The 22,960-nt window shown below is 52.9% G+C and carries 24 protein-coding genes; 13 read left to right on the top strand and 11 right to left on the bottom strand.

What is annotated here, in order from left to right; genetic code table 11:
* Positions 1 to 46 precede the first annotated feature (46 nt).
* From ACHZB8_RS09650 to ACHZB8_RS09630, 5 genes are all read right to left on the bottom strand, one after another.
* Positions 47 to 1,465, bottom strand: coding sequence for a flagellin (locus ACHZB8_RS09650; RefSeq protein ID WP_316860051.1), 1,419 nt, complete (start codon positions 1,463 to 1,465; stop codon positions 47 to 49).
* A gap of 510 nt (positions 1,466 to 1,975) precedes the next feature.
* The gene (locus ACHZB8_RS09645) at positions 1,976 to 2,362 is read right to left on the bottom strand and encodes a hypothetical protein (RefSeq protein ID WP_316860050.1); all 387 of its coding nucleotides are present in this window, start codon (positions 2,360 to 2,362) and stop codon (positions 1,976 to 1,978) included.
* A 556-nt stretch (positions 2,363 to 2,918) separates the two neighbouring features.
* On the bottom strand, positions 2,919 to 3,425 hold the full coding sequence (locus ACHZB8_RS09640; protein ID WP_316860049.1) for a hypothetical protein: 507 nt from the start codon (positions 3,423 to 3,425) through the stop codon (positions 2,919 to 2,921).
* A 1-nt stretch (position 3,426) separates the two neighbouring features.
* Positions 3,427 to 3,741 (bottom strand): rod-binding protein, encoded by a 315-nt coding sequence (locus ACHZB8_RS09635; RefSeq protein ID WP_316860048.1) that lies wholly within the window; start codon positions 3,739 to 3,741, stop codon positions 3,427 to 3,429.
* Complete coding sequence (locus ACHZB8_RS09630) at positions 3,741 to 4,850, bottom strand: flagellar basal body P-ring protein FlgI (RefSeq protein WP_394706163.1); 1,110 nt, start codon at positions 4,848 to 4,850, stop codon at positions 3,741 to 3,743. The genes ACHZB8_RS09635 and ACHZB8_RS09630 overlap by 1 nt, the downstream gene beginning before the upstream one ends.
* A gap of 329 nt (positions 4,851 to 5,179) precedes the next feature.
* On the opposite strand from ACHZB8_RS09630, the gene ACHZB8_RS09625 reads away from it, so the two are divergent.
* On the top strand, positions 5,180 to 5,602 hold the full coding sequence (locus ACHZB8_RS09625; protein ID WP_316860047.1) for a flagellar assembly protein FliX: 423 nt from the start codon (positions 5,180 to 5,182) through the stop codon (positions 5,600 to 5,602).
* 150 nt (positions 5,603 to 5,752) lie between these two features.
* Positions 5,753 to 6,169 carry an RNA polymerase-binding protein DksA gene (gene dksA, locus ACHZB8_RS09620; RefSeq protein ID WP_316860046.1) on the top strand — a complete coding sequence of 139 codons (417 nt, stop codon included), beginning with the start codon at positions 5,753 to 5,755 and terminating at the stop codon, positions 6,167 to 6,169.
* Between the two features lie 248 nt (positions 6,170 to 6,417).
* On the opposite strand, the gene flgH is transcribed toward dksA, so the two are convergent.
* Genes flgH through ACHZB8_RS09600 form a run of 4 tightly spaced genes read right to left on the bottom strand, consistent with a single transcriptional unit; the run spans position 6,418 to position 9,772 of the window.
* Entirely contained in the window at positions 6,418 to 7,176 is a 759-nt protein-coding gene (flgH, locus tag ACHZB8_RS09615) for a flagellar basal body L-ring protein FlgH (RefSeq protein ID WP_316860045.1), read from the bottom strand.
* Positions 7,177 to 7,178: 2 nt separating this feature from the next.
* Positions 7,179 to 8,210 (bottom strand): flagellar basal body P-ring formation chaperone FlgA, encoded by a 1,032-nt coding sequence (flgA, locus tag ACHZB8_RS09610; protein WP_316860044.1) that lies wholly within the window; start codon positions 8,208 to 8,210, stop codon positions 7,179 to 7,181.
* 10 nt (positions 8,211 to 8,220) lie between these two features.
* A complete protein-coding gene (gene flgG / locus ACHZB8_RS09605) occupies positions 8,221 to 9,006 on the bottom strand; it encodes a flagellar basal-body rod protein FlgG (RefSeq protein WP_316860043.1) in 786 nt (261 codons plus the stop codon).
* Between the two features lie 25 nt (positions 9,007 to 9,031).
* Entirely contained in the window at positions 9,032 to 9,772 is a 741-nt protein-coding gene (locus ACHZB8_RS09600; RefSeq protein ID WP_316860042.1) for a flagellar hook-basal body complex protein, read from the bottom strand.
* A 293-nt stretch (positions 9,773 to 10,065) separates the two neighbouring features.
* Between ACHZB8_RS09600 and ACHZB8_RS09595 the strand changes: the two genes are divergently transcribed.
* The 5 genes from ACHZB8_RS09595 to ACHZB8_RS09575 all read left to right on the top strand — a co-directional run bounded on the left by ACHZB8_RS09595 (position 10,066) and on the right by ACHZB8_RS09575 (position 17,171).
* On the top strand, positions 10,066 to 10,563 hold the full coding sequence (locus ACHZB8_RS09595) for a flagellar basal body-associated FliL family protein (RefSeq protein ID WP_316860041.1): 498 nt from the start codon (positions 10,066 to 10,068) through the stop codon (positions 10,561 to 10,563).
* A gap of 8 nt (positions 10,564 to 10,571) precedes the next feature.
* Positions 10,572 to 11,741, top strand: a complete 1,170-nt coding sequence (gene fliM, locus ACHZB8_RS09590) for a flagellar motor switch protein FliM (protein ID WP_316860040.1) — start codon at positions 10,572 to 10,574, stop codon at positions 11,739 to 11,741.
* Positions 11,741 to 12,292 carry a DUF6468 domain-containing protein gene (locus ACHZB8_RS09585; protein WP_316860039.1) on the top strand — a complete coding sequence of 184 codons (552 nt, stop codon included), beginning with the start codon at positions 11,741 to 11,743 and terminating at the stop codon, positions 12,290 to 12,292. The genes fliM and ACHZB8_RS09585 overlap by 1 nt, the downstream gene beginning before the upstream one ends.
* Complete coding sequence (locus ACHZB8_RS09580; protein WP_316860038.1) at positions 12,289 to 13,002, top strand: magnesium transporter MgtE N-terminal domain-containing protein; 714 nt, start codon at positions 12,289 to 12,291, stop codon at positions 13,000 to 13,002. The genes ACHZB8_RS09585 and ACHZB8_RS09580 overlap by 4 nt, the downstream gene beginning before the upstream one ends.
* A gap of 143 nt (positions 13,003 to 13,145) precedes the next feature.
* Positions 13,146 to 17,171, top strand: a complete 4,026-nt coding sequence (locus tag ACHZB8_RS09575; protein WP_316860037.1) for a hypothetical protein — start codon at positions 13,146 to 13,148, stop codon at positions 17,169 to 17,171.
* Positions 17,172 to 17,205: 34 nt separating this feature from the next.
* On the opposite strand, the gene fliP is transcribed toward ACHZB8_RS09575, so the two are convergent.
* Positions 17,206 to 18,024, bottom strand: coding sequence for a flagellar type III secretion system pore protein FliP (fliP, locus tag ACHZB8_RS09570; RefSeq protein WP_316860036.1), 819 nt, complete (start codon positions 18,022 to 18,024; stop codon positions 17,206 to 17,208).
* Positions 18,021 to 19,091, bottom strand: a complete 1,071-nt coding sequence (locus tag ACHZB8_RS09565) for a flagellar biosynthetic protein FliO (RefSeq protein ID WP_316860035.1) — start codon at positions 19,089 to 19,091, stop codon at positions 18,021 to 18,023. The genes fliP and ACHZB8_RS09565 overlap by 4 nt, the downstream gene beginning before the upstream one ends.
* Positions 19,092 to 19,401: 310 nt before the next feature.
* Here ACHZB8_RS09565 and flgB point away from each other — a divergent pair, with 310 nt between their 5' ends.
* From flgB to flhB, 6 genes are all read left to right on the top strand, one after another.
* Positions 19,402 to 19,809 carry a flagellar basal body rod protein FlgB gene (flgB, locus tag ACHZB8_RS09560; protein WP_316860034.1) on the top strand — a complete coding sequence of 136 codons (408 nt, stop codon included), beginning with the start codon at positions 19,402 to 19,404 and terminating at the stop codon, positions 19,807 to 19,809.
* Positions 19,810 to 19,882: 73 nt separating this feature from the next.
* Entirely contained in the window at positions 19,883 to 20,293 is a 411-nt protein-coding gene (flgC, locus tag ACHZB8_RS09555) for a flagellar basal body rod protein FlgC (RefSeq protein ID WP_316860033.1), read from the top strand.
* 60 nt (positions 20,294 to 20,353) lie between these two features.
* Complete coding sequence (locus ACHZB8_RS09550; protein ID WP_316860032.1) at positions 20,354 to 20,674, top strand: flagellar hook-basal body complex protein FliE; 321 nt, start codon at positions 20,354 to 20,356, stop codon at positions 20,672 to 20,674.
* A gap of 67 nt (positions 20,675 to 20,741) precedes the next feature.
* Positions 20,742 to 21,005: a flagellar biosynthesis protein FliQ gene (gene fliQ, locus ACHZB8_RS09545; protein ID WP_316860031.1), complete on the top strand. Its 264-nt coding sequence runs from the start codon at positions 20,742 to 20,744 to the stop codon at positions 21,003 to 21,005.
* 43 nt (positions 21,006 to 21,048) lie between these two features.
* Positions 21,049 to 21,810 carry a flagellar biosynthetic protein FliR gene (fliR, locus tag ACHZB8_RS09540; RefSeq protein WP_316860030.1) on the top strand — a complete coding sequence of 254 codons (762 nt, stop codon included), beginning with the start codon at positions 21,049 to 21,051 and terminating at the stop codon, positions 21,808 to 21,810.
* 40 nt (positions 21,811 to 21,850) lie between these two features.
* Complete coding sequence (flhB, locus tag ACHZB8_RS09535) at positions 21,851 to 22,936, top strand: flagellar biosynthesis protein FlhB (protein WP_316860029.1); 1,086 nt, start codon at positions 21,851 to 21,853, stop codon at positions 22,934 to 22,936.
* Positions 22,937 to 22,960 lie beyond the last annotated feature (24 nt).

Raw genomic sequence — 22,960 nt, 5'->3', positions numbered from 1 at the left:
AACGGGGCCAAGAGGCCCCGTTTCTGATTTCCATTTCTGACTTCTCTTACCGCAGGAAGCTGAGAACTGCCTGGTCTGCGGAGGATGCCAGAGAGAGGGCGGTGGTGGACAGAGACTGGCGGGTCTGAAGTGCCAGCATGTTTGCACCTTCCTCGTTGGTATCGGCAAGAACCAACTCGTCAGCACCGGTCTGAAGCGTATTCATCATGTTTTCGGTGAATTCCTGACGGATGGTAACCGTATTCAGGTTTGAACCGAAAGATGATGCCTGACTGCGAAGCGAGGTCAGGGCTTCTGACAGGGAGTCCAGTTTGAGACTGGTTTCGTCGGAACTCAGTGATGATGCATCGGTCAGGTTGAGGCCCGAAGAGCTCAAGTCAGCGGATGCGATCGTGAGTTCGGACTTGTTGGCGTCGCGATACTCGTTAAAGGAAACGGTCAGGTCATTGCCCGTGCCGTTGATCAGATTGATGCCGTTATAGCTTGCATCGCGAGCCATTTCGTCGATCTGATCAAGGATCTCGTTGAACTGGGAAACCAGTTCGGAGTTGTCGGCATCGGTTGACCCGGCCTGATTAACGATTGTCAGTGTATCGACGTCGGTATCAGCGGAACCGTCAGCCCAGGTAACAGCCGTCTCGCCTGCATCCAGATAGTCCGCATCGGCGTTCAAGTCTTCGGAAGCAGAGGCTGCGAAGCCGAACGCTGCGGCGATGGATGTACCGGTGGAGCCGTTCTGCGTGGTGCTGTCGGTGGCGTCGGCGTCGGTGATTGTCAGGCTGAGGCTTGCGTTGCCGCTTGCCTGAAGGTCAAGACGACCGTCATCGGTAATGGAGGCAGTTGCAACACCTGAAGCGTTGATGTCGTCGACCAGGTCGGAAACCGTGTAGGCTTGGTTGCCTGCCGTATCAGGATCGCCATCAGCAAGCGTCTTGCCGGTTGCAGCAAAATGTGCGTCCAGGTCAAAGGTGCTGGTGACACCATTTTCCGAAGTGGATGTAATGACAAAGTTGGAGTCGGTGGCGCCACTGCTACCAACACCCGTCATGCCCAAGGCTGTCAGGGTCTGGGATTCGACGCGAGCTTTGGTGGTTGCACCTGAGGTGCCTGTGGTGTCGATGTTGGAGTCACTCTGGATATTCGTGCCAGAAGCATCGCTGTTGTTGGCCTGAGCCTGCTTGACCGTAGACTGGGCACTCTCGATCAGATCGGTGATCGCGGAAATACCATTGTCGGCAGCTTCAAGCACTTTAGTAGCGGTGCCGATGGAATCCATCAGGTTGTTCAGCTCGTTGGCTCGTGCATTCAAGCCTTCAGAGGTGAAGTAGTTTGTTGCATTGTCAAGTGCAGAGTTCACAGATTTACCCGTAGCAAGACGGTTCTGTGTGGTTGCCATCATGTCTGCAGTGTTCTGCAAAGAGAGCAAGTTGGCGCGTACGCCGGCGGAAAGCGTAATATCTGACATTTCCCCATAACCTTTCTGGTTTGTACTCATCGTCCTTCTTGGACAAGACCATTCGTGGTCAGGGGAAGCATGCGCTCCAATCCAGAATCATTTGTAAAAATATATGGTTAACGGATATCAGGGTTAATTTGAGGTTATTGAAAATGGACTATGGTTACCAAAATCCTACAGAATTCAACCAATGATCTGATTTTGTATGTTTCTCAAATGGTTGAGGGATCTGTTTGACGGTTTTCGGGGAGGCGGCAACGGGTTTGGCCTGTGAGGAAATCGCCAAGAAACACACGCTTTGAGAAGGGACGGAGGGCATCCCATTAGAAATTTGGACAAAATTTTTTAAAAATGTTCGAAGGGCGGAAAGGTTTTTGATGCCGCCGAAGCGGTTTTGCCGATGTGTTTTGACCCTTTTTTCAGGCCATGTTGTGAAAAAAAGCGATGTAGGAGACGGTTTAGGCCGTGTGCTCGGTCGCTGTCGAAAATTCCGGAACCAGAGGTCCGCTTTTCCGTCTCTTATATATTGACTTCGAAATGGGGCCTTTCATCATCCTCTTCCGGTTCTGAAGGGGCTTGATAGGCGCGCATGTGCAACAGACCGTCGGCCGGTTTCGCTTCTTTCTGGAGTTCTGCTATTGAGGTTGTCAGCTCGCTCAGGTCGTCCTGGGAGAGTAATTGGCGATTTTTCCGCCGACCCTTACGCTCTTGCTCATGACCATTCTTGCCGTTGCGCTCATCAGGATCAACGGAAGAATAGGCGGTGTTGCCGTGCTTGAATTCTACTTCCTGGTCAGCCTCTGCCGTCTCGACGGCATCTTCTGTGGTCCCCAGATTGGTTTTCTTTGCCGCAGACTTGCCTTGTACGGTGGCAGGCGGCTGCATTTTTTGGACTGATATGTCCATAGGTCGCCTCAAACTCAACAAGTGTTCAACTCGCAAAATTATAGCTTATTTTGTGGCGTTTGTCATTTTTGATGTAAATATTCGCAAATACTGTCGCTAAGTTTATGAAATTTCAGTTTTCTTTTACTGGAAAAGCGCCCGTATTTGTTCTTTGGCGAGTAGCAAGCGAGCAGTTGAAAGCTTGATAAGACGAATCGTAGTTCAATATGCTTTGTGTTTTCTGGTCTTGGAGCGGATCTAGTCCAGGTTATAATTTACTGACTGCTTCCGGACGCTGATATTGCTTGCCTGACCTGACAAAATGGCCGTCAGGCTTCATCCTATTCATCGATATGCTTGGGAATGGTGTCAAATGTCTGTGCGTGTTGGTCGTGCGCGGGTCGTCGCAGAGGGTAAAACGCAAAACGGCGAGAGAGAATATCTCTGTTCTTCCTCTCATCTACTGAGAGAGTGAGCATGATGGAGGCTGTTTGCAGATCTGGCGCTGGCATTGGGAGATGACGAAAGAAAGCGTGCGGCTGTTCTGGATTAGTCAGCGCAGCCGCACGGATTTGTGTCAGGAGCGGGTATCGATGGAGATGCCCTGCTTTTGAGATACCTTTTCGGGCGCTTCGCCGACGCTGCCATAGGTTTGTGCCTTGGCACCTTTCTGTATCTGCTCATTGATGCCGCTGACCAGCTCGGACGAAACCTCTCTTGCCGTTGCGACCACGGCAAGATTTGCCTGGAGCGTATTTTGGAACAATTGATGGCGGCGGGCCAACTGTTCGGAATCCTGAGGGGCCAGTTGCTTGAAGACTGATGCGTTGGCTGCAATCGCTTTTTGCAGCAGCATATATTGTATTGAGAGCTGGTTCTTGGCTTCGACCAGATCAAGAGCTTCATTGAGTTTGCCGTTGCGCAGAAGATCGGTTTCCTCGATCAGGACACCATCAAGCGCGTCCATGATCTGCTCGATCGCTCCGATCAGGCGTTGGCAGTCACTGACGCTGCCTATCGGTGCTTTCGCCAAGGCGGCGGCCTGCGTTACGGGATTGGAAGCTGTGTTGTTGTTTTCTGTCATCTTATTGTCCCGTAGGGTTCATTTCCTGAAGTGAAAGCAACTCGCGCATGACTGAGTCAGCAATGCCGATACCGCCTGATTTTGTTATTTCGTCCGCGTAGGTTTCCGTCAGAAGGCTTTGATAGGTGCTGCTGGCGTAAGAGCCTCCTGTCAGGCCGGTTTCGCCCACACCTTCAAACATGTTGGAAAGCATCTGTGAGATGAAGACGCCTTCAAATTCCTGGGCAGCCTGACGGGCTTGTTCCTCGTTGCTCAGGTTCGACTGGATGCCATTGCCTTGTGTGATTGAAAATGGAGCTGCGTTGATGGAAGCCATTACATCACCTCTATTTCTGCCTGAAGGGCACCGGCTGACTTGATCGCCTGCAAAATGGAGATCATGTCGCGCGGGCCAACGCCAAGGGCGTTAAGGCCCGACACCAGATCTCTGAGTGGGACACTGCCTTCGAGCAATGCCAATTTCTTTTCGGAACCGGTCGAGACGTCGACATTCGTGCGTGGCACGGTGGTGGTCTGACCCGCAGCAAGCGCATTGGGCTGAGAAACCTGTGGTGTTTCGGAGACCGTCACTGTGAGGTTGCCTTGCGCAATCGCGACAGTGCTGACGCGCACTTCCTGCCCCATTACGATAATGCCCGTGCTTTCATTGATGACGATCTTGGCCGGAAGATCCGGTTCGACGACCAGTTGTTCGATGTCGGTGATCAGATCGACCATGTTGCCATTGAAACTGAGCGGCAATGTCAGTCGTACACCCGTCGGGTTCAGGGGTTCGGCAACCGGTTGACCGATCAGGTCATTGATCGACTGGGCGATCCGGCGAGCGGTTGTCAGGTCAGGATTGCGCAAGGAGAGGCGGAGAGTGGTCATGCTTGCAAGCTGGAAAGAAAGCTCGCGTTCAACGAGCGCTCCGCTGGCGATCCGTCCGGTCGTCGGAACCCCTTGGGTAACCGTTGCGGCGTCGCCCTCAGCGGTGAAGCCGCCGATGGCGATGGGGCCCTGAGCGATTGCATAGGTCTCTCCATCCGCACCCATCAGGGGGGTAACCATCAAGGTGCCGCCCTGAAGGCTCTTGGCGTCGCCCAAGGCGCTTATGGTTACATCGATGCGTGAGCCTTGAACCGTGAAGGGAGGCAGGGTCGCCGTGACGATGACTGCGGCAACGTTTTTAGTGTTGAGGTTGGCGCCCGAGATATTGACCCCCATGCGTTCCAACATGGCCTGCAAGCTCTGCTTGGTGAATGGTGCGCTATTCAGGGAGTCCCCGGTACCATTCAGACCGACGACCAAACCATATCCGATGAGCTGGTTGTCTCGAATGCCTTCGAAATCGACGATGTCTTTGATCCGGGACGCGCTTTGTGCCGGTGTTGCTGCAAAAACAAATGCAGCCAAGAGCATCATAACATATGAGCGAAGTGACATTTGATGTTAAACCTTTTCAAGCAAGATGTTCGAAATCGCGGCGGTCTTTCATTTTGCATGAGTAGTTGCAAAGGTCGTGCCAATGAGCGAAAAAGCACGAAATGATAGCAAGTGATTGAAATAACGCCGTTTTGTGAAATTTTATAATAAATCTAAAAATATCGACTTAACGCAGGTGTGCAAAATTTGCCGGGTTGATTAACACTTCGTTAACCAATTGAGTTAATCTTTTCCCAAGCAAGTCTGAGCGACATTTCTCTCATACGCTTTGGTCTCGCCGTAAATGGATGAATGCAAGGAAAGCGTTACAGGAAAGGAAGGGCCTTAAAATGCGTGTGCAAGGTGGAAATGGCAGCAATCGGGTTGGCAAGGGCGGCGGTACCAAGCGCACCCAAGGCGGTTCAAGCCGTTTTACTCTCCCTCAGGAAACGGAAGAGGCCACCCAGACACAGCAGACCGTTCAGAGTAGCGCCATTCAGGATGTTTCCGCCCTGCTTGCCTTGCAGACGGTTGATGATGCGTTGCAGGGAAAGCGCAGAAAGGCTGTTCGCAAGGGGAACAAGATGCTTGATCTGCTTGAGGATATTCGCATGGGGCTTTTGTCCGGCAATCTGCCGATGGCAGTGTTGCAGCAGCTTGAACGCCTGTCTGCTGATCCTGAACCCAGCGGCGATGAGCGAATCGATGCTTTGCTGGAAGAAATTGTGTTACGGGCTCAGGTTGAAATTGCAAAGCTCGAAAAGAACTCCTAGGCAGGGCATTTGGCGCGAATTGGAAATCTACTTACTGAAAATATCGCGCAGAATTAATCTCTTTGATTTTTTTTCAGAAAGAATAGTTGTCTCGGAGCCTTGCTGCCTCTATATAGACCTCGTCTTTTCTAGGGAACCAAGGGGTAGCCCATGTCCATCGAGATAGATGATGACTATCGTCCGTCGGACCATGAGACCTTCATGAATGAACGGCAAGTGGAGTATTTTCGTCGCAAGCTGAATAAGTGGAAAGACGATATTCTTAAGGAAAGCCGAGAGACGCTGCAAAATCTGCAAGATGACAGCTCCAATCATCCCGATCTGGTGGATAGGGCGTCGTCGGAAACGGACCGGGCGATTGAATTGCGCGCACGAGACCGTCAGAGAAAGCTGATATCGAAAATTGATGCGGCCTTGAAACGTATCGAGGACGGATCTTATGGATATTGCGAAGATACAGGCGAGCCAATTTCTTTAAAACGTTTGGACGCGCGCCCGACTGCGACGCTCTCCATCGAGGCGCAAGAGCGCCACGAAAGGCGAGAAAAGGTCTATCGGGACGACTGATTTATTTGGCTATTTGCTAATAAAAAGGGCGCGATACTTTTCTAAGTACCGCGCCTTCTTTTTTGTGATCAGGTCATGATTGGGAGCATTGACCTCATCACGGTTCGGTGGGGCCCATATTGGGAGCAGGCCTCACCGATACCAGACCCGGTGGTTATCGGGGCTGGTGGGGAGCTTTGTTATGGCTTTCTCGGCTTTTCATGGATGATCTTGTCTTGACCTTTTCATCTGTCCGGGGTTCGAATTGGCTAGAATGGCAAGATGATATCCATGACCTGCTGTCCATATCTTGGCTGCTGGACGTCGCTCAACTGACCGCGTCCGCCATAGGCAATGCGTGCTTCAGCAATTTTCTCCGATTCAATGGTGTTGTCAGATGCAATATCCTCAGGCCGGACGATACCGGCGACCAGTATTTCGCGAACCTCGAAGTTGACCCGAATTTCCTGGCGGCCTTCAATAACAAGGTTGCCATTGGGCAGAACCTGAAGAACAACGGCTGCAACCGAGGTTGTGATTGTTTCCGATCTGTCAATCGCTCCGGTGCCAGATGAGGACGATCCTGATGTCGCGTTGGCCAGTGATGATGCGTCGATATCTGTATCAAGCTTTTCGTTCAGTCCCGACAGGGCGCTTGTCAGTACGGATCCGACACCGCCCGACAGGCCGGAGCTTTCGTTGTTGGAGCGCGTGCGCGACGTCGTGTTGTCAATCTTGGCGCTGTCTGTGATGCTGACCTGGACAGTCAGAATGTCCCCCACCTTGCTGGCGCGTTGGTCTTTGAAAAACTTTCTGGAACCGGTTTGCCACAGGGAGTTGGGGCTATAGTTGGCTGGCTGAACGGTCGGCATTGGCATCTGGACCGGCTTGTAGCCTTTTTGCGTTGTCGGATTGTTGATGGCCGTCAATGCGGGAGCCTTGCCGATGTTTTTCAGTCTGTCAGCCGTGCCGCAAGCCGCAAGGGTCGAGGCCATCAGGCATATGGACAGTGTGTGGGCGAGTTTCATGATCAGTTGCTCCCCAGAGATGCGACGGTTTGCGTCGGCTGAGTGATCCGAAGCAAGCCATGCTCGATGACTTCAGCTCGAATGATGCGGTTGGTCTGGGAATTCTGAACCGGAATAACATCACCCTTGGCTCCGTTTGCCAGTGCCTTGGCGCTTATGGACAGATTCAGATTGCCCGTTTCGAAAATGATGGTCACGGTATCGGAACGTTTCACCATATCGGGTGGCGTGAAATAAGAGCTGTTGGCAATCGTTCCGGCTCTTATGGTCTGTTTCGCCGCCATGCCAATGATGTCATTCATCATTGCCGGTTTTGCGAGAATTGCCTGCTGTTTGGGGGTCGATCTCAAGGTGATGTCGGAATCGCTGACGATCTCCCCTTTGCTGACAGTGCGTGTCATGACCGGGACCAGCATGCTTTCGATTGCCCGGCCTGTCAGTCGGATGTCGCCAATGTCATTTCTGCCATAGAGCGAGAGAGTTGCGGCAAACCGGCCGCTGGGTCGATCAAACCGAAGATTGTGAATGTCGTAGGGACGAACACCGCCAGCAGCAGCGTGCTGGTCGACAAATCCACTGTTCAACTCGACATCGACCCGGTCGGTCGCGGATACAAATCCCTTGCTCTGCAATATGGCCTTGAGGCTTTCGGTGACATCACTCTCGGTGACGAGCTCGGATGCTCTGGCAACTCTCACAACAGCCACATTGTTTGGATCGATATTGCGCAATCCTGCCCGGATCGCCGCATCGATGACACGTTCTGCCCGAACGCTGCCGCTTTGACCGATCGAAGGGGCTCTGAAGACCGCCTTGTGAGCATATTGTCCGGCATTCTCGAAAAGATCACCGACCGTTACCAGGCGGGCCTCGACGGTGACGTTGCCGCGCAGGCGAGCAGGCTCTCTGGCCGGTTCGCTGGACAGAGCCGTCGAGAGTGAAGACAGGCCCAAAGCAATGGAAAGAGATGCAACAAGGTATGCTCTCTTCCAGATTGGCCCTTGTCTGAGTTGGTTTATGATTGAGCTGTTCATCTTACCGGGCCTAGGTTAGCTGTGATGTTGCGGACAACATGTCGTCGGCTGCCTGAATAACGCGGGAATTCATCTCGTAGGCTCGCTGTGCGGCGATCAGATCAGAAATCTCGGTGACCGAATTGACATTTGCTGCTTCGAGATATCCCTGCAACAGAGACCCGTACCCTTCATCATTGGGAACGGCCACTTGTGGCGCGCCGCTCGATGGAGTTTCAAGGAACAGGTTCTCCCCCATCGGCTCCAATCCGGCTTTGTTCACGAAGCGGGCAAGCGTGAATTGTCCAAGGGTGGTCGTGGTGGTCTCGTCTCCAATCGTCACCTGAACTTCACCATCACTGCTGACGGTGATGTCGCTGGTGTCGTCGGGGAAGGTGATGCCAGGCTGCACAATATAACCGTCTGCGGTAACAAGCTGGCCGGCACTGTCAAGCTCGAATGATCCGTCCCGAGTGTAGGCCGTTCGTCCATCGGGGAGGGTGATCTGAAAATAGCCTTCACCGTTGATGGCAACATCCAGTTCCTTGTCTGTGCCTTCAAGCTCGCCTTGCGACATGATCCTTGTCGTTGCAGCGAGACGGACGCCGGAACCGATCTGAACGCCAACGGGCACCTGGGTTCCCGAGGTTGATGTATTCGATCCGACACGGCGCAGGTCTTGATAAAGCAGGTCCTGGAACTGGGCCCGTTGCTTCTTGAAACCTGTCGTGCGCATGTTGGCGATGTTGTTCGAGGTTACCTCAACGTTTCGTTCCTGGGCCAACATGCCGGTGGCTGCGATATGGAGTGCTCTCATGTTCGATCTCCTTTCCTAACCGACATCATGCCTGGAGCTTGCCCAGGGTATCGATTGCGTTGGTTCGCAAATCGTTGGTTGCCTTGAGTGCATTGGCCAAGGATTCGTATGCTCTGCTCACTTCGATCATGCGGGAAATTTCCACGACGCCCGAAACATTGGATTGTTCAATGCGCCCGCCGAGAATGTCGGCATCGTCGACAGGAATGGGGTTGTCGCCGATAAATAGGGAGTTGCCCTCTTTCTTCAGCGCTCCCAGATTGTCAAAGGTGACCACTTTCAGCCGTCCGATTTCTCCACGATCAGATGTGATCAGGCCGTCGCGAGAAATGTGAATGCCTGTGTCTTCAAGGGTGAAATTGAGTGGGCCGTCCATGCCCTGGACGGCATAGCCTTCGGTCGTTACCAACTGGCCCTGGCTGTTGATCTCAAACTGGCCGTTGCGCGTATAGCGTTCGCCGTTCGGGCTGTCGATCACGAAGAAGGACGATGTGTCGTTGATGGCCGCATTGACAGGGTTGCCGGTTTCAATGATTCCACCGGGCTTGAATTCCTTTGCGATGATATCGTCCTGAACGTAAGACAATTTCCGGTCCGAATAACGAAAGTCATTCATCTTGGCGACCGGCATAATGAACTCTTTGAACAGAAGATTGTCAGACTTGTAGCCCGATGTGTTGATGTTAGCCAAGTTGTTGGCAATAACATCCATCTTGCGCCGCAGTGCCATCTGCCGCGTCAGGCCTATAAGTTGTGAGTTCTCCATAACTGTTAACCACTTTGCTCCCAATTGATGCGCATCGTTGCTCCCCAGCGTAATGCGTTCACAGTTCATTAAGCATGATGCGTGCCATTTGAAATTCTTTATATATTTCAATGAATTTGCTTCGCTTGCGGCCGCTGGAGGGCAAGGGATTCAGGGGCAAAATTGCCGAGTGGGAAAAAGTTGCCGCGCTTGAAGTCGTTAACGTTTGGAAAGGATTTGTTAACCTTTTCTGACGTAATTAATAAGAGTCATTAACCAAGATTGATGAATCGTTATCAAAGATCGGGTCCGGCATGTCCGAAGAAGTCGACATTGATGAAGAAGGCGGCGAAGGTTCGTCCGGTGGCAAGAAAAAGCTGATCATAATCATCGCATTGGCCCTGATCTTGTTGGGTGGCGGCGGTGCTGGAGCCTATTTTTTCCTGTTTTCTTCTTCGGAAGACGTGGTTGCGCCGGAAAATGATCCGAATGCCGAACCTGAAAGCAAAGCCTATTTCTTCGATTTGCCCGAAATGACGGTGAATCTGAATTCCAACAACGGCAGGGCGCAATATCTTCGCCTGAAGGTGTCTCTGGAATTGCTGAGTGAGGAACAGTCACGTAAAATCGAGCCTTTCATGCCTCGGGTTCTCGATGCGTTTCAGGTTTATTTGCGTGAGTTGAGGACAAGTGATCTTGAAGGGTCGGCAGGGCTTTTCAGGTTGAAAAGGGAACTTCTCAAACGCATCAATGATGCAATTTATCCGGTCAAGGTGAATGATATCCTGTTTAAGGAAATCCTTATTCAATAGGGTTTGTTATGGCTGACGACGACGACGATGACAGTGTAGACCTGATGGCCGACTGGGGCGCCGCTCTTGAAGAGCAGGGTGCTGGCAGTGCCGATGAGATGGCTGCGCAGTGGGCGGCCATGATCGATGAGCCTATGGACGGGGATGACAGCGCCTCGCGTGGTGCCGACCGTGTCTTGAATCAGGAAGAAATCGACAACCTTCTGGGCTTCAGTCTTGATGACGGGTTCGCCAGTGAGCGTAGCGGTGTGCGGGCCCTTATCGATTCCGCAATCGTTTCCTATGAACGTTTGCCGATGCTGGAAATTGTCTTTGACCGACTGGTCAGGATGACGACAACCAGTTTGCGCAATTTCACGTCGGACAATGTGGAAGTCTCGCTCGATTCCATTACCTCCATCCGGTTTGGCGACTATCTGAACTCCATTCCGCTGCCAGCCATTCTTACTGTTTTCAAGGCCAGGGAGTGGGATAACCTTGGGCTGATAACGGTTGATTCCAGCCTGATTTATTCGATCATTGATGTGTTGCTTGGCGGTGGTCGGGGCACGTCGGCGATTCGTGTTGAGGGGCGCCCCTATACCACGATCGAGCTCAATCTGGTTCGTCAGATGATCGAGATCGTTCTGGAAGATGCGGAATTGGCGTTTGCGCCTCTTTCCCCGGTTAAATTCGAGCTCGAGCGGATTGAGACAAACCCCCGCTTTGCTGCCATTTCTCGTCCTGCCAACGCGGCCATCTTGGTTGAATTGCGCATTGATATGGAAGACAGGGGCGGCAAGATTGAGATGTTGCTTCCCTATGCGACGATCGAACCGATCCGTGATTTGCTGCTGCAAATGTTCATGGGCGAGAAGTTCGGTCGGGATCCGATCTGGGAAGGACATCTGGCAACGGAAGTCTTTCATTCCGATATTCAGATAGATGCTTTGCTGTTTGAAAAGAAAATGTCACTCAATGAAGTGATGAAACTTGATGTTGGGCAGACTCTCATGCTGGAGACCGGCCCCGGAGATCCTGTCAATCTCAAATGCGGTGGCATTTATCTGACAAATGGGGTGATGGGGCAGCATAACGGCAATATTTCTGTTCAAGTGTCCGATAAACTGGCCAAGCCAAAAACGACTTTGGCCGCGTTTGAGAAAGCCGCTCAGGGCGGATCTGGAAAGGGTGAGTAATGTCTGCTGGAATGATGATTGAATTGCTTGTCGCTTTTTTGCTCGTTTTGACGATCGGCTATTGTATGACCTTGAACCGTCGACTGAAGCGTCTTCGCAATGACGAAGAGGCTCTTCGGGCAACAATTGCAGAGCTGATTACTGCGACCGAAATTGCGGAAAGGGCCATTCTGGGTCTCAAGGCAACCGCTGGTGATTGCGACAAGAATTTGGCACACCGCCTTATGGAAGCCGAACGCCTCTCGTCGGAGTTGCAATATTATGTTTCTCAGGGGGAAGGTGTCGTCGGTCGGCTCGTGAAAATCTCGGATGCGGTGCGCGACGCCGGTGCAGCCCGTCGGGTTGCTGCCCGTGCGGCCATGGAACAGGATCCTCTGTATGATCAGGTTGGTGTCGGCTATGGCGCACAACAACGATATGAACCGGTCGACAGAAGGAGCGGAGCTCCGTTGGTGGAAACCGTAGAAAGCCCACGTCGACTTAAGGATGTTGCTGCTGCGACGTCAGAACGACTGATGGCAATCAGGCAGAAGAGGGGTGCTGCTGCATGACCCAGGTTCGTCTTCTTCCCACTCTCCTGATTGCGGTAACCGGATTGCTTTTTGTGAAAGTCGTTCATCTGGTTGCGAATGGTGACATGATTGCAGGGTCGACGACTCCCGTTTTGGCTCAGGAAGCCCAGACTACAGCGCCTGAACAAGGTGCAGAGGGTGGGGCCGAGGCTGCGGCAGGGGCACAGGACGCTGCGCTTCCTGCCGGCGATGAGCCACCGTCTCTGGTCGAGGGCATGCTTATTGATCCTGCCAAGAGTTCGAGATCCGAACTTGCAATTCTCGAACGTCTTGCCAAGCGTCGCGAGGAGCTTGATGAGAGAGCCAAGAGTCTCGAGATGAGAGAAGCTTTGCTGAAAGCCGCCGAAAAGAGGCTTCAGCAACGGGTGGACGAATTGAAGTCCCTTGAGCAATCAATCGAACTTGCAACCAAGAAACGCAAGGAACAGCAGAGTGAGGATGTCGCGAGGCTGGTGGCTATGTATGAATCCATGAAAGCATCGCAGGCCGCGCAGATTTTCGAAATGCTCGATCAGGACATTCTTCTGGATGTTGTCAGAACCATGAAGTCGCGCAAGATGGCGGCGATCATGGGGGCGATGGATCCGGATAAGGCAAGTGCGCTCAGTGCGGCTATCGCCAAGGGCCGTTCGCTGGAACAAGAGGTGGAATCGATGTCGATGGAGGCCTTGCCGCAGATCGGAAACTGAGGCCTCGTGATCGATAGGATTAGAAATTTGCTGACTTTGGTAATCCGCGAGAAAGCATTTTCAATTAGTTTGGTGGGAGCCCTATGAGTTTGTCAATCCATGCAGTCGGTTGACAGGGGTATTTCGGGGTTCGGAGATCTTCAATGTCGCAACCAGCTCTACGGCATGGGCTAACATGGCAGAAACTGACGGATATGGCGCATTCCTTGTTTGCGCCTTCTGCGGTTTTGTCCGTGCTGTTCGTTGTTGCTGGTTTGTTTTTCTTTCATCTTGGTGTCGTTGGCGCGCTTGCCCAACAGGCGGTGGGCGCAGGGGCCGACAATGCTGACGAAACGGGCGAATTGCAGATTGCTGTGACTCAAGAGGAAGGATATGGCCGCATCGTCCTGAATTTTGTCGGACGAAACCTTCTTCCCGGATATTCGATCAAGCAGGAAAACAGCATTTTCGTGATCCGTTTTGACGAGCCGGTCAAAGCGGAATCCGTTACCTCATTGCCGCGTATTCTGCCTGACGCGATCATCATTGCTCGCCTTGATCCCGATGGAAAAGGATTGCGTATCGCGCTCAAGCCCGATATCCGCATCAACACCATGGAAGCGGGCGAGCGCCTCTATGTCGATCTCTTGCCAACAAGCTGGTCCGGGCTGCCGCCCTCTCTCCCTGCCGATGTGGTGCGGGAGCTTGCCAAGCGGGCGGAAGAAGCCTTGCGGCTGGCGCGGTCCTTGGAGCAGTCCAAGCAGAGTTCACGGGTTCGCCCGGTCCTTGATATCCGGGTGGGGGATCATCCCACCTTTACCCGCATCGCTTTTATCTGGAACATTTCCTTTGATTCCACTTTCGAGCGGCAGGGGAGCGATGTCAGGGTTTTCTTTAATCACAAAACCGATGTCGATTTATCGGCTTTGCGCGCAGACCTGCCTCCATTGGTCAATGACATAATCTCATCCAACGAAAATGGCGGGACGAACTTCACCATTACGGTGGATCCGACATCTGACGTTCGCGCTTTCCGTGAGGACAATTCCTATATTGTCGATATTACCGGTGATAAGCGATTGTTCGAGGTCAAGGACGCGCAGGACAATATAACGCGCGCCGTTTCAAGAGAGGGTGACACAGGGGTTCTGATCGCCAATGGCGTCAATCTCGATCCGCGGACATCTGGTAGTGGCTCAAATTCGGGAGATCTGATGGTCGGTGGTGGCGAGTCACTGGTCCTTGGTCCCGGCCCCAATGGCGAACCTGCGGGCTCGGAGCTGTTTACCAATGCGCAGGTTACCGAGCCACTTTTGCCAAATCAGCAAAAGGATCTGGTTCAACAGAACGGGGCTCCCGTCGGGGGGCAGGTATTGCAGCCGTCAACTGTTCCTCCTTCGCAGATCAATGGAAATGGTGGTGGCGCAAGCCAGGTGACAACCGATCAGATCATGCCAATCGGGAATGGAGAGCAGCTCGGAGATCAAGGTTCTGCACCTGTTGCCCCAACCGGTGTTGACGCGCAAACGGTGAGGCCGCAACAACTGCAAATGGGTGGAAACGATCAGGCCGTACAAGCTGTTCAACCCGGCCAGACAGTTCAGCCTGGCCAGACAGATGCGCAGCAGATTGCTCAAGGCAACCCGCAAACTCTTGAAGGGAATGGCGCGACGCAAGGCAATGCGGAGCAGATGGTCGGATACGGTCAGGATTTGACTGCGCAAATGCTCCCTGTTGAAGCCAAGGCGTTCGGACGTTCCGTGCGCTTGTATTTTCCTTTCAAGGACCCGACCGCTTCAGCCGTTTTCAAGAAAAGCGGTGTGATCTGGGCTATTTTCGATACCAGTCTGGGACTTGATGTGTCTGCGGTGCGGCCTCAACTGGCTGCGATTGCAGATGACCTTGAAGTCTGGCGGTCTGGCAATACGGCCGTCTTGAGGATTCCCCTGAAGAATGCCCGGCTGGTGACATTTTCACCCGAAGGTTATGGCTGGTTGATGACCATCGGAGACATGGTTGTCGAGCCGACCAAGCCTCTGCACATGGCGCGCACGAAAATCAGTGGCGGCAGATCAGCCATGCGGGTGAAGTTTGAAGGCACGGGCAGTATTCTGAAACTTCGCGATCCCGGCACCGGAGAAAATGTTCATGTGGTGACGGGGCTGGGTCCTGCACGCGGATTTGTCAAGACGCAGGAATTTGTCGATTTTTCCACGTTGGTTTCTGCGCATGGTATTGCGCTGGTTGAAAATGTCGATGACTTGCAGGTCGCAAGGGATGGTGGCTTTGTCTATGTCAGTTCCAGCCGCGGGTTGACGCTCTCCAATGCCAAGGTTGGAAAGGCCGATCTTTCCGGTCTTTCAAGCGCGACGGGAAAGGTTCGTGAGACCTATCTCAATCTTGAATCCCTGATTGCGAAGAGCCCCGTAGCCTTTGCCCGTGAACGTCAGGCGCTTGAGAGAAAGCTGTCGCAATTTGATGATCTCATGGCAATCCAGAGCGAAATGGCGCTTGCCAAGCTGCTTCTTGCCAATGGATATTCGAACGAAGCCTTGGGGCATTTGCAGATCATCGAGGCGTCCGCCCCCGAATTTGCACGTGGTCGTGGATTCAGGACCCTTTTTGCGGCGACCGAGCTTTTTGCAGGGCGGCCCGATTCTGCGTTTCGCAGGCTGGATCATCCCGAGTTCGAAAATGATGCCGATGCTTCGGTCTGGCGCGGTTTGGCCGCCGCTCGTTCAGGTCGCTGGCGCGAGGCAGAGGATGCGCTTGATCTGGCTGCAACCGTCGCGCAGGATTATAGCGACTATATCAGAAACATGATGCTGCTGGACGGGGTTGAGATCTCGCTTCTCGATCAGCAATTTGGCAGCGCTCAGGCCGCGCTTGCCGAGGTCAATCCTGCACATTTGAACCCTGAAGGGGTAGCCCGCTACAATCTCTTGCGTGGCAAAATCGCCGTTGCCCGCAATCAGCCTGAAGAGGCTCTTGAAGCCTTCAAGGCGTCACGCGAAACCGACTATCTGCCGATTGCAAATGATGCCTGGTTGCAGGAAATCAAGCTCAAGCATCAGGAAAAGCAAATTGATGATGCACAGGCAATCGATCAGCTCGAGGGCCTGACCATGATCTGGCGCGGGGATGATGTCGAATTGAATGGTTTGCGCGCTTTGGCTCATCTCTATGTCGACAAGGGCGAATATCGAAACGCCTTCGAGACGCTGAAATCTGCGACGACGTCAAACGCCAACTCCGATGTGACCCGTGTGCTGCAAGAGGAAATGAATGGCGTTTTCTCGTCTTTGTTCCTCGACGGCAAGGTCGATGAGCTTTCTGCCATCAAGGCCCTTTCGCTTTATTACGATTTCCGCGAGCTGACACCGGTTGGCCGACGGGGTGACGAGATGGTGCGGCGTCTGGCCGACAAGCTGGTTGAAGTGGATTTGCTGGATCGCGCCGAGGAATTGTTGAAACATCAGGTGGATAACCGTTTGAAAGGGGCAGCGCGATCCCAGATTGCTGCCGATCTTGCTGTTATCTATCTGCTTGATCAGAAACCCAATATGGCGCTTGATGTGCTGCGCCGGACGCGGCAGTCTCAATTGCCCTTGTCCCTGGAGCGCCAACGCAGATTGGTTGAGGCCAAGGCTCTTGCTGAGTTGAACAAGGTTGATCTGGCGCTTGATCTTGTCAAGCCCTTGCAAGGCAATGACGTCGAGCAGCTGAAGGCCGATGTCCTTTGGCGTGCCAAACGCTGGCAGGAAGCCGCTGAGCAAATCGAGCAGATGCTTGGGGACCGTTGGAGCGTTTCCAGCCCGCTTGACACCGAGGAGCAGACAAATATCCTGAGGGCCGGCATTGCCTACTCGCTGTCCGATGACCGCTTGGGGCTTGACCGCTTGCGGCGGAAATTCTCCAAGCAAATGTCGGATACGCAAGTCTCTGGTGCCTTTGATGTTGTCACCCTACCGGTAGAACAGCGCGATGGTCAGGAATTCCAAACAGTTGCTCAGGAAATAGCCGGTATCAGCACGATGGAGCGCTTCCTCACTGAATATCGGAGCCGCTATTTGCAGAAAGGCACAAGTGGCAGCACAAGAGCGGAGAATGAGGTCTTGCCTGAGGGTGCCACTCCGGCGGCGGCTGGTGAGCAGTCAGCGGCTCCTGCGACAACCACCCCGCAAGCCTGACATCTTCGCGCTCGCTTGAACCATCAGCATCTGCCTATCCGCCCAGGAAGCTCTTGACCAACGAGCCAGTGACCAGATTCCAGCCGTCGACGAGAACGAAAAAGATCAGTTTGAACGGCAGGGAAATGACGACCGGCGGCAACATCATCATGCCCATGGACATGAGGATGGAGGCAACGACCAGATCGATGATGATGAATGGCAAATAGACCAAAAATCCGATTTCAAAGCCTCGACGCAATTCGCTGATCATGAATGCCGGCACCAGAATGCGCAGGCTGAGGTCTTCAGGTGTCGCGGGTGCAGGCTGGTTTGCCATATCCAGAAACAGCTCCAGATCGCTTTCTCTCACCTGCTGACGCATGAAGAGATGGAAAGGCTTTGCCGTAAGGTCAAAGGCTTCAGGCAGCTCGATTGCACCATCCACGAGCGGCTTTATGCCCGTGTCATAAGCCTCATCAAAGGTCGGTGCCATGATGAAGGCCGTCAGGAACAGAGCGAGGCTGACCATGACGGTGTTCGGTGGCGAGGTTTGAAGACCAAGGGCGGAGCGCAGCAGTGAAAGAACCACGATGATCCGCGTAAAGGACGTCACCATGACCAGAATGGATGGGGCGAGCGAGAGGACCGTCAGCAAGGCAACCAGCTGTACCGCTCGTTCTGTCAGGGTCAGGTCATCTCCAAAGCCGATTGAAAGCTGCTGGGCAAGGGCCGGCCCACTTGTCGTGAACAGGGCAAGTGCAGACAAGGTCGCAAGCAGGACGCCGAAAAAGATGGCTGAGCGCTTTGAAACATGCCGCTTCAGCCAACTATGCTCGCTTTTTGATTTTTCTTCGGAACAGCTGTCGTTCATTTCTTGATTTCGCTTGAGAGCTCGTTCAGAAGGCGAGTGATTTCATCATCGTATGATGCTTCTGGCCTCAATTGATGGTGCTCTTCGGTAGAGGCATCTGGCGTCTCTGCTTCGGGATCGTCCTCGGCAGGAGGGATGTCCAGGGTTGCTTCTGGTTCTTCCTGCGTTGGCTTCTCCGTCATTTCCATCGGGATTTCATTGGTGTGGCCCGCTTTCTCTTTTTCTTGTGCTGGCGCGGCGTCTGCTGTCGCATTTGCGTCTGACAGGGTCACTTCGGGAGCTTTCAGCGCTGGTGCTTTTGTCCTGTCTTCCTCAGGTCCGGAATAGGACACGACCGGTTTGGTTGGGGCCATTGGTGGCTCTGTTGGTTCCTCCGCCGTTTCTTCTCGTTTTGACATAGGTTGGCGAGATGTATCCTCGAAGGAAGCGGTCGTGGTCTTTGGCGGATTGTTGAGGGGAGGTTGAAAGCGTGATCCCTTTTGTGCGGGCTGGTTGGTTGCACGATCTTTTGGCCGGGGCTCGCCAAGCGCTTCCGCTGCTGCCGCTACAATGGAAGCGGAGGAGACTTTTGCGGCCAAATCGGCGTCTCGCAGAGCTGGCTGGGCCTGACCTGGAGCGACGGGTGCTGGCGCGCGTACCGCATTTGCGGGCATTTGCTGGGTATTGCCCATCTCGCGATGTGGCAACGGTCCCGATTGCGGAGCGAGAGGTCTGTGTCCTCCGGGCGCCGGATTAGCAACTCTTGGCGGCTGCTGGATCGGGGCGTTCGCATGTGGCTGCTGTTGTGGAGGCATCGGCATTATGTGATGTTCGACAAGCAGATCATTGTCGCCGCCGATGAGAAGCAGATGTTCGACATGATCCCGGCTGACAAGAACAAGTTTGCGCTTGTGGTCAACTGCAATGGCTTCCTTGATGGAGAGGCGAGGGTCTCCGCCCTGATGGACAATTCTGGAGGATACCACGTTCAGTTTCTTCATGATCCAGGCGAGAAGAAGGATCAGGATCAAGACCACACCAAGGGCCAGGAGAAATTGTACGAGCAGGCCGCTTTCATCACTTAACATGAGTTTTCCAATCTTCTCTATTTCAGTCTTTCAAATTGGTCCAAAAGGGATGCGGGCAACTGCATCCTATGCGAATCTGAATTTGCCACAGTATCTTAACGATTTCGAAGTATTTTTTTGTGTTTTTCTGTGCAAGATGCAATTCCTGCCTGTTGCCATTTTCTTCAAGAAGCCCGGTTTCTGCCGTTTTTGCAGCCAAATCCAAATTGTTAAGATCTTGTTAACCATTTGATAGGCAAAATTTGCCTAAAGAGGGCGTGATTTGCTGCCGCATCATGTCTGCTGCTTCCAAACCTCATGGAGCCGGAAATTGGCAATCTCGGATCTGAAACTCTTTTCGATGCTGCGCTCGAAGATGCATTGGCATCAGGCAAGACAAAAAGTGCTGGCCGAGAATGTGGCCAATGCCGACAGTCCGAATTATGACGCCAAGGATCTCAAGGCTTTTGATGTCGACACGATGGTTGATCGCAGGCAAACACCTGGTCTGGAAACACGGCTGACCAGTTCGCAACATTTGAAGGGAAGGGCGATTTTCCCCAATGGAATGGACTGGGAGCAGAAGTCTGACGGGTTCGAGGTTACGCCTGAAGGGAACAATGTGAGCCTTGAAGAGCAGATGATGAAAGTGACCGCGAACCAGATGGATTATCAGGCTGTGGCCAGTCTCTACTCCAAAGGGCTGGGTATGATCCGAACCGCGGCGGGCAAGGGCTAGGCCTTTTCGCCCGAATGGTCGCGTCTGATAGGAAACTGGCTCGTCAAGCTCGAGAGCGAGGGAAGGGAACAAGATGGATTTTTTGAAATCAATCATGATTGCAGCCTCTGGCCTTCATGCGCAAAGTGGTCGTATGCGCGTGATTTCAGAGAATATTGCGAATGCTGATTCCACCGCGCGTGAGCCGGGCGGAGATCCTTATCGGAGACAAATCCCGTCTTTTCGGTCGCGTTTTGACCAGGAGGTGGAGGCCAATCTGGTCGAGATGGGGCGCGTGCTTCCCGACAAGTCGGAATTCCGCGTTCAATATGATCCGGGAAACCCGGCGGCAGACGACAAAGGCTATGTGAAGTTGCCCAATGTGAACAACTTGACGGAAATTACAGACCTTCAACAGGCGCAACGAAGCTATCAGGCAAACCTCAACGTGATTACGGCCACTCGGTCCATGGTCTCCAAAACGCTGGAAATTCTGAAAGTCTGATCCTTGTATCAGTAGAACGTAACCTATCAAGCGCCGATTATGCGGCAGGCGAGCGACATTATGATCAATACTTCTTTGAGTGCGGCAAACGCTTATAGTCTAGCCCAAAGGCTCACGAATCAGACACAATCGGATCAAACGCTTCAAAAGGCAGCCGACGCCAAGCCCGACTTCGGTGCCATGGTCAAGGACGGCGTAACCGGTGTTCTCGACAAAGGCAAGATCGCTGAAGATACCGCAACCGACATGGTTCAGGGCAAGGCTGATGTTGTCGATGTGGTAACGGCTGTTGCTGAAACCGAGGTGGCTCTGGAAACGATGGTTTCTGTCAGGGACCGGGTGATATCTGCCTATGAGTCAATCATGCAGATGCCAATCTGATTTTTCGCTTCTCTGATCAATCGGGCCGGTTTTTGCATTGGAATTTTGTCTCTGAAGGAGATTTGAGATGACTGGTCCGGAAGTCCTCGACATCGCAAGGGAAGGTGTCTGGGTGCTGATTAAAATTGCAGCCCCCATCATGCTGGTGGGGCTCATCATTGGTGTCGTCATCGCGCTGTTTCAGGCCTTGACCCAGATTCAGGAAATGACCCTTGTTTTCGTCCCCAAGATCATCGCGATTTTCGTGACGATCCTGCTGACCATGCCGTTTCTTGGTGCGACTCTGAGCGGATATATGAGAATGTTGATGGAGCGTGCCATATCGGGTTGAAACGACAAATGTCGTTATTGACCCTGGCAGGGACTGAACGCACATGCTCATCACTTTCCTTCCTCAGACAGCCTATATATTCATTCTCATCTTTGCGCGCATTGGCACGCTGTTCATGCTGTTGCCTGCCTTTTCCGAGCAATCGATTTCAACGCGCATAAGGTTGATTCTGGCGCTGATGACCAGCCTTGTTCTTTATCCGCTGGTTTCGAGCAATTATGGCGTCGTGCCTCAGAATTTCCCGGCCATTCTCTTTGCGATGGGCAAGGAGATGGCGATTGCGGTTTTGATCGGGCTTACCGTCAAACTGATCATGGCGGCCTTGCAGATCGCGGCTACGACGATTGCCTTTCAGCTCGGGCTGAGCTTTGCCATGGGGTCGGATCCGACCAGCGGGCAGCAGACGGTTCAGATTGGCACCTTTCTGAGCATGCTGGCGGTGGCGATGATTTTCATTACCAATCTTCACTATCTGATGATTGCTGCAATGTATGACAGCTATCAGCTGTTCCCGGTCAATCAGCCCTTGCCCGTTGCCGACATCGCGCAATTTGCGACCGAAACACTGACACAGGCCTTCATCATCGGGATGAAGCTTGCCTCTCCCTTTATCGCCTATGGGCTGATCTTCTATTTTGCCCTTGGTATTCTTTCGCGTCTCATGCCGCAATTGCAGGTCTTTTTTCTGGCAATGCCGGCTAACATTCTGGTCGGTCTCATGCTGTTCATGATAATGCTGATCACCATGATGAGTTGGTATATGGGACATATCGAAGCTGTAATTGGCAGGTTCATTATACGCTAAACCCAAGGCGCATAGTGATGGACAGGTTTAGGAGACCGTCATGGCCGAAGAAAATGATGATGCTGAAAAGTCGGAAGAGCCCACGCAAAAGCGTCTCGATGACGCGATAAAAAGAGGCGATGTGGCCAAAAGCCAGGAAGTGACCGCCTGGTTCTCGATGCTGGGAACCGGTCTCGTTGTTGCTGTGCTTGGGGGATATGTCGCCAAGGGAACTGCTTTCAATCTTCGGGGGTTTCTCGAACACTCCTATCAGCTGCATCTGAACGGCTCCTTGCTTGGGCAATTGTGGGGCAAGGTCGGTTATGCCATGCTCGGTGTCCTGATCTTGCCGATGTTGGCACTTCTGGTCGTGGCGATTGCCGGCAATCTGGTTCAGCACAAGTTCGTTTTCACGTCAGAACCCATTCAGCCCAAATTGTCCAAGGTCTCACCTGCCAGTGGCTTCAAGCGTCTGTTTTCAAAAGAGAGTCTTGTCAATTTTGTGAAAGGGTTGATCAAGCTCGGGGTTGTTGCCTCGCTCTTCTGGATCATTCTCTATCCAGAGAGGGACAAACTGGATGTGGTGATCGGTCTTGAGCCGATTGAGCTGTTGCCCTTCATTCAGGGGCTGGCGCTGAAGCTGGTTATCGGTGTCATTCTGGTCATGGCCCTGATTGCCGGTATGGATTTTCTTTACCAGCGGAACCGTTGGTATGAAAAACAGAAAATGTCCCTGCGTGAAATCAAGGAAGAGTTCAAGCAACAGGAAGGTGATCCGCACATCAAGGCCAAATTGCGCCAGATCCGAATGGAGCGCAGTCGCAAACGCATGATGGCCGCGGTGCCTGAAGCCTCGGTCGTGCTGACCAACCCGACCCACTATTCGGTGGCCTTGAAATATGATTCAAACAGCATGCGTGCGCCGGTTTGTCTGGCCAAGGGCGTCGATGATACGGCAATGAGGATTCGCGAAGTCGCGCGCGAACATGACGTGCCGATCGTGGAGAACCCGCCATTGACCCGTGCTCTTTATGCCACGGTGGAAATCGACGGTGAAATTCCTGAAGAACACTACAAAGCTGTGGCAGAGGTAATCAGCTACATCATGAAACTAAAAAATCGGTCAAGTTGGTCTAGCCGAAACTAGAGTTTTGAGGCAATTTGGGTAATG

This window comes from uncultured Cohaesibacter sp., from assembly GCF_963556055.3.
Lineage (GTDB): Bacteria > Pseudomonadota > Alphaproteobacteria > Rhizobiales > Cohaesibacteraceae > Cohaesibacter.
This window is presented reverse-complemented; position numbering and strand designations above follow the sequence as displayed.

What these genes read in the sequence shown, in the direction of transcription:
- ACHZB8_RS09630 (WP_394706163.1), bottom strand. Translation starts at nt 4,850, where the DNA reads ATGTCACTTCGCTCATATGTTATGATGCTCTTGGCTGCATTTGTTTTT.
- ACHZB8_RS09635 (WP_316860048.1), bottom strand. Translation starts at nt 3,741, where the DNA reads ATGGCTTCCATCAACGCAGCTCCATTTTCAATCACACAAGGCAATGGC.
- ACHZB8_RS09600 (WP_316860042.1), bottom strand. Translation starts at nt 9,772, where the DNA reads ATGGAGAACTCACAACTTATAGGCCTGACGCGGCAGATGGCACTGCGG.
- ACHZB8_RS09640 (WP_316860049.1), bottom strand. Translation starts at nt 3,425, where the DNA reads ATGACAGAAAACAACAACACAGCTTCCAATCCCGTAACGCAGGCCGCC.
- flgH (WP_316860045.1), bottom strand. Translation starts at nt 7,176, where the DNA reads ATGAAACTCGCCCACACACTGTCCATATGCCTGATGGCCTCGACCCTT.
- fliQ (WP_316860031.1), top strand. Translation starts at nt 20,742, where the DNA reads ATGACTGGTCCGGAAGTCCTCGACATCGCAAGGGAAGGTGTCTGGGTG.
- ACHZB8_RS09645 (WP_316860050.1), bottom strand. Translation starts at nt 2,362, where the DNA reads ATGGACATATCAGTCCAAAAAATGCAGCCGCCTGCCACCGTACAAGGC.
- ACHZB8_RS09595 (WP_316860041.1), top strand. Translation starts at nt 10,066, where the DNA reads ATGTCCGAAGAAGTCGACATTGATGAAGAAGGCGGCGAAGGTTCGTCC.
- fliM (WP_316860040.1), top strand. Translation starts at nt 10,572, where the DNA reads ATGGCTGACGACGACGACGATGACAGTGTAGACCTGATGGCCGACTGG.
- ACHZB8_RS09575 (WP_316860037.1), top strand. Translation starts at nt 13,146, where the DNA reads ATGTCGCAACCAGCTCTACGGCATGGGCTAACATGGCAGAAACTGACG.
- ACHZB8_RS09650 (WP_316860051.1), bottom strand. Translation starts at nt 1,465, where the DNA reads ATGTCAGATATTACGCTTTCCGCCGGCGTACGCGCCAACTTGCTCTCT.
- flgA (WP_316860044.1), bottom strand. Translation starts at nt 8,210, where the DNA reads ATGAACAGCTCAATCATAAACCAACTCAGACAAGGGCCAATCTGGAAG.
- ACHZB8_RS09550 (WP_316860032.1), top strand. Translation starts at nt 20,354, where the DNA reads ATGATCAATACTTCTTTGAGTGCGGCAAACGCTTATAGTCTAGCCCAA.
- fliP (WP_316860036.1), bottom strand. Translation starts at nt 18,024, where the DNA reads ATGAACGACAGCTGTTCCGAAGAAAAATCAAAAAGCGAGCATAGTTGG.
- fliR (WP_316860030.1), top strand. Translation starts at nt 21,049, where the DNA reads ATGCTCATCACTTTCCTTCCTCAGACAGCCTATATATTCATTCTCATC.
- ACHZB8_RS09565 (WP_316860035.1), bottom strand. Translation starts at nt 19,091, where the DNA reads ATGTTAAGTGATGAAAGCGGCCTGCTCGTACAATTTCTCCTGGCCCTT.
- flgG (WP_316860043.1), bottom strand. Translation starts at nt 9,006, where the DNA reads ATGAGAGCACTCCATATCGCAGCCACCGGCATGTTGGCCCAGGAACGA.
- flhB (WP_316860029.1), top strand. Translation starts at nt 21,851, where the DNA reads ATGGCCGAAGAAAATGATGATGCTGAAAAGTCGGAAGAGCCCACGCAA.
- flgC (WP_316860033.1), top strand. Translation starts at nt 19,883, where the DNA reads ATGGATTTTTTGAAATCAATCATGATTGCAGCCTCTGGCCTTCATGCG.
- dksA (WP_316860046.1), top strand. Translation starts at nt 5,753, where the DNA reads ATGTCCATCGAGATAGATGATGACTATCGTCCGTCGGACCATGAGACC.
- ACHZB8_RS09580 (WP_316860038.1), top strand. Translation starts at nt 12,289, where the DNA reads ATGACCCAGGTTCGTCTTCTTCCCACTCTCCTGATTGCGGTAACCGGA.
- ACHZB8_RS09625 (WP_316860047.1), top strand. Translation starts at nt 5,180, where the DNA reads ATGCGTGTGCAAGGTGGAAATGGCAGCAATCGGGTTGGCAAGGGCGGC.
- ACHZB8_RS09585 (WP_316860039.1), top strand. Translation starts at nt 11,741, where the DNA reads ATGTCTGCTGGAATGATGATTGAATTGCTTGTCGCTTTTTTGCTCGTT.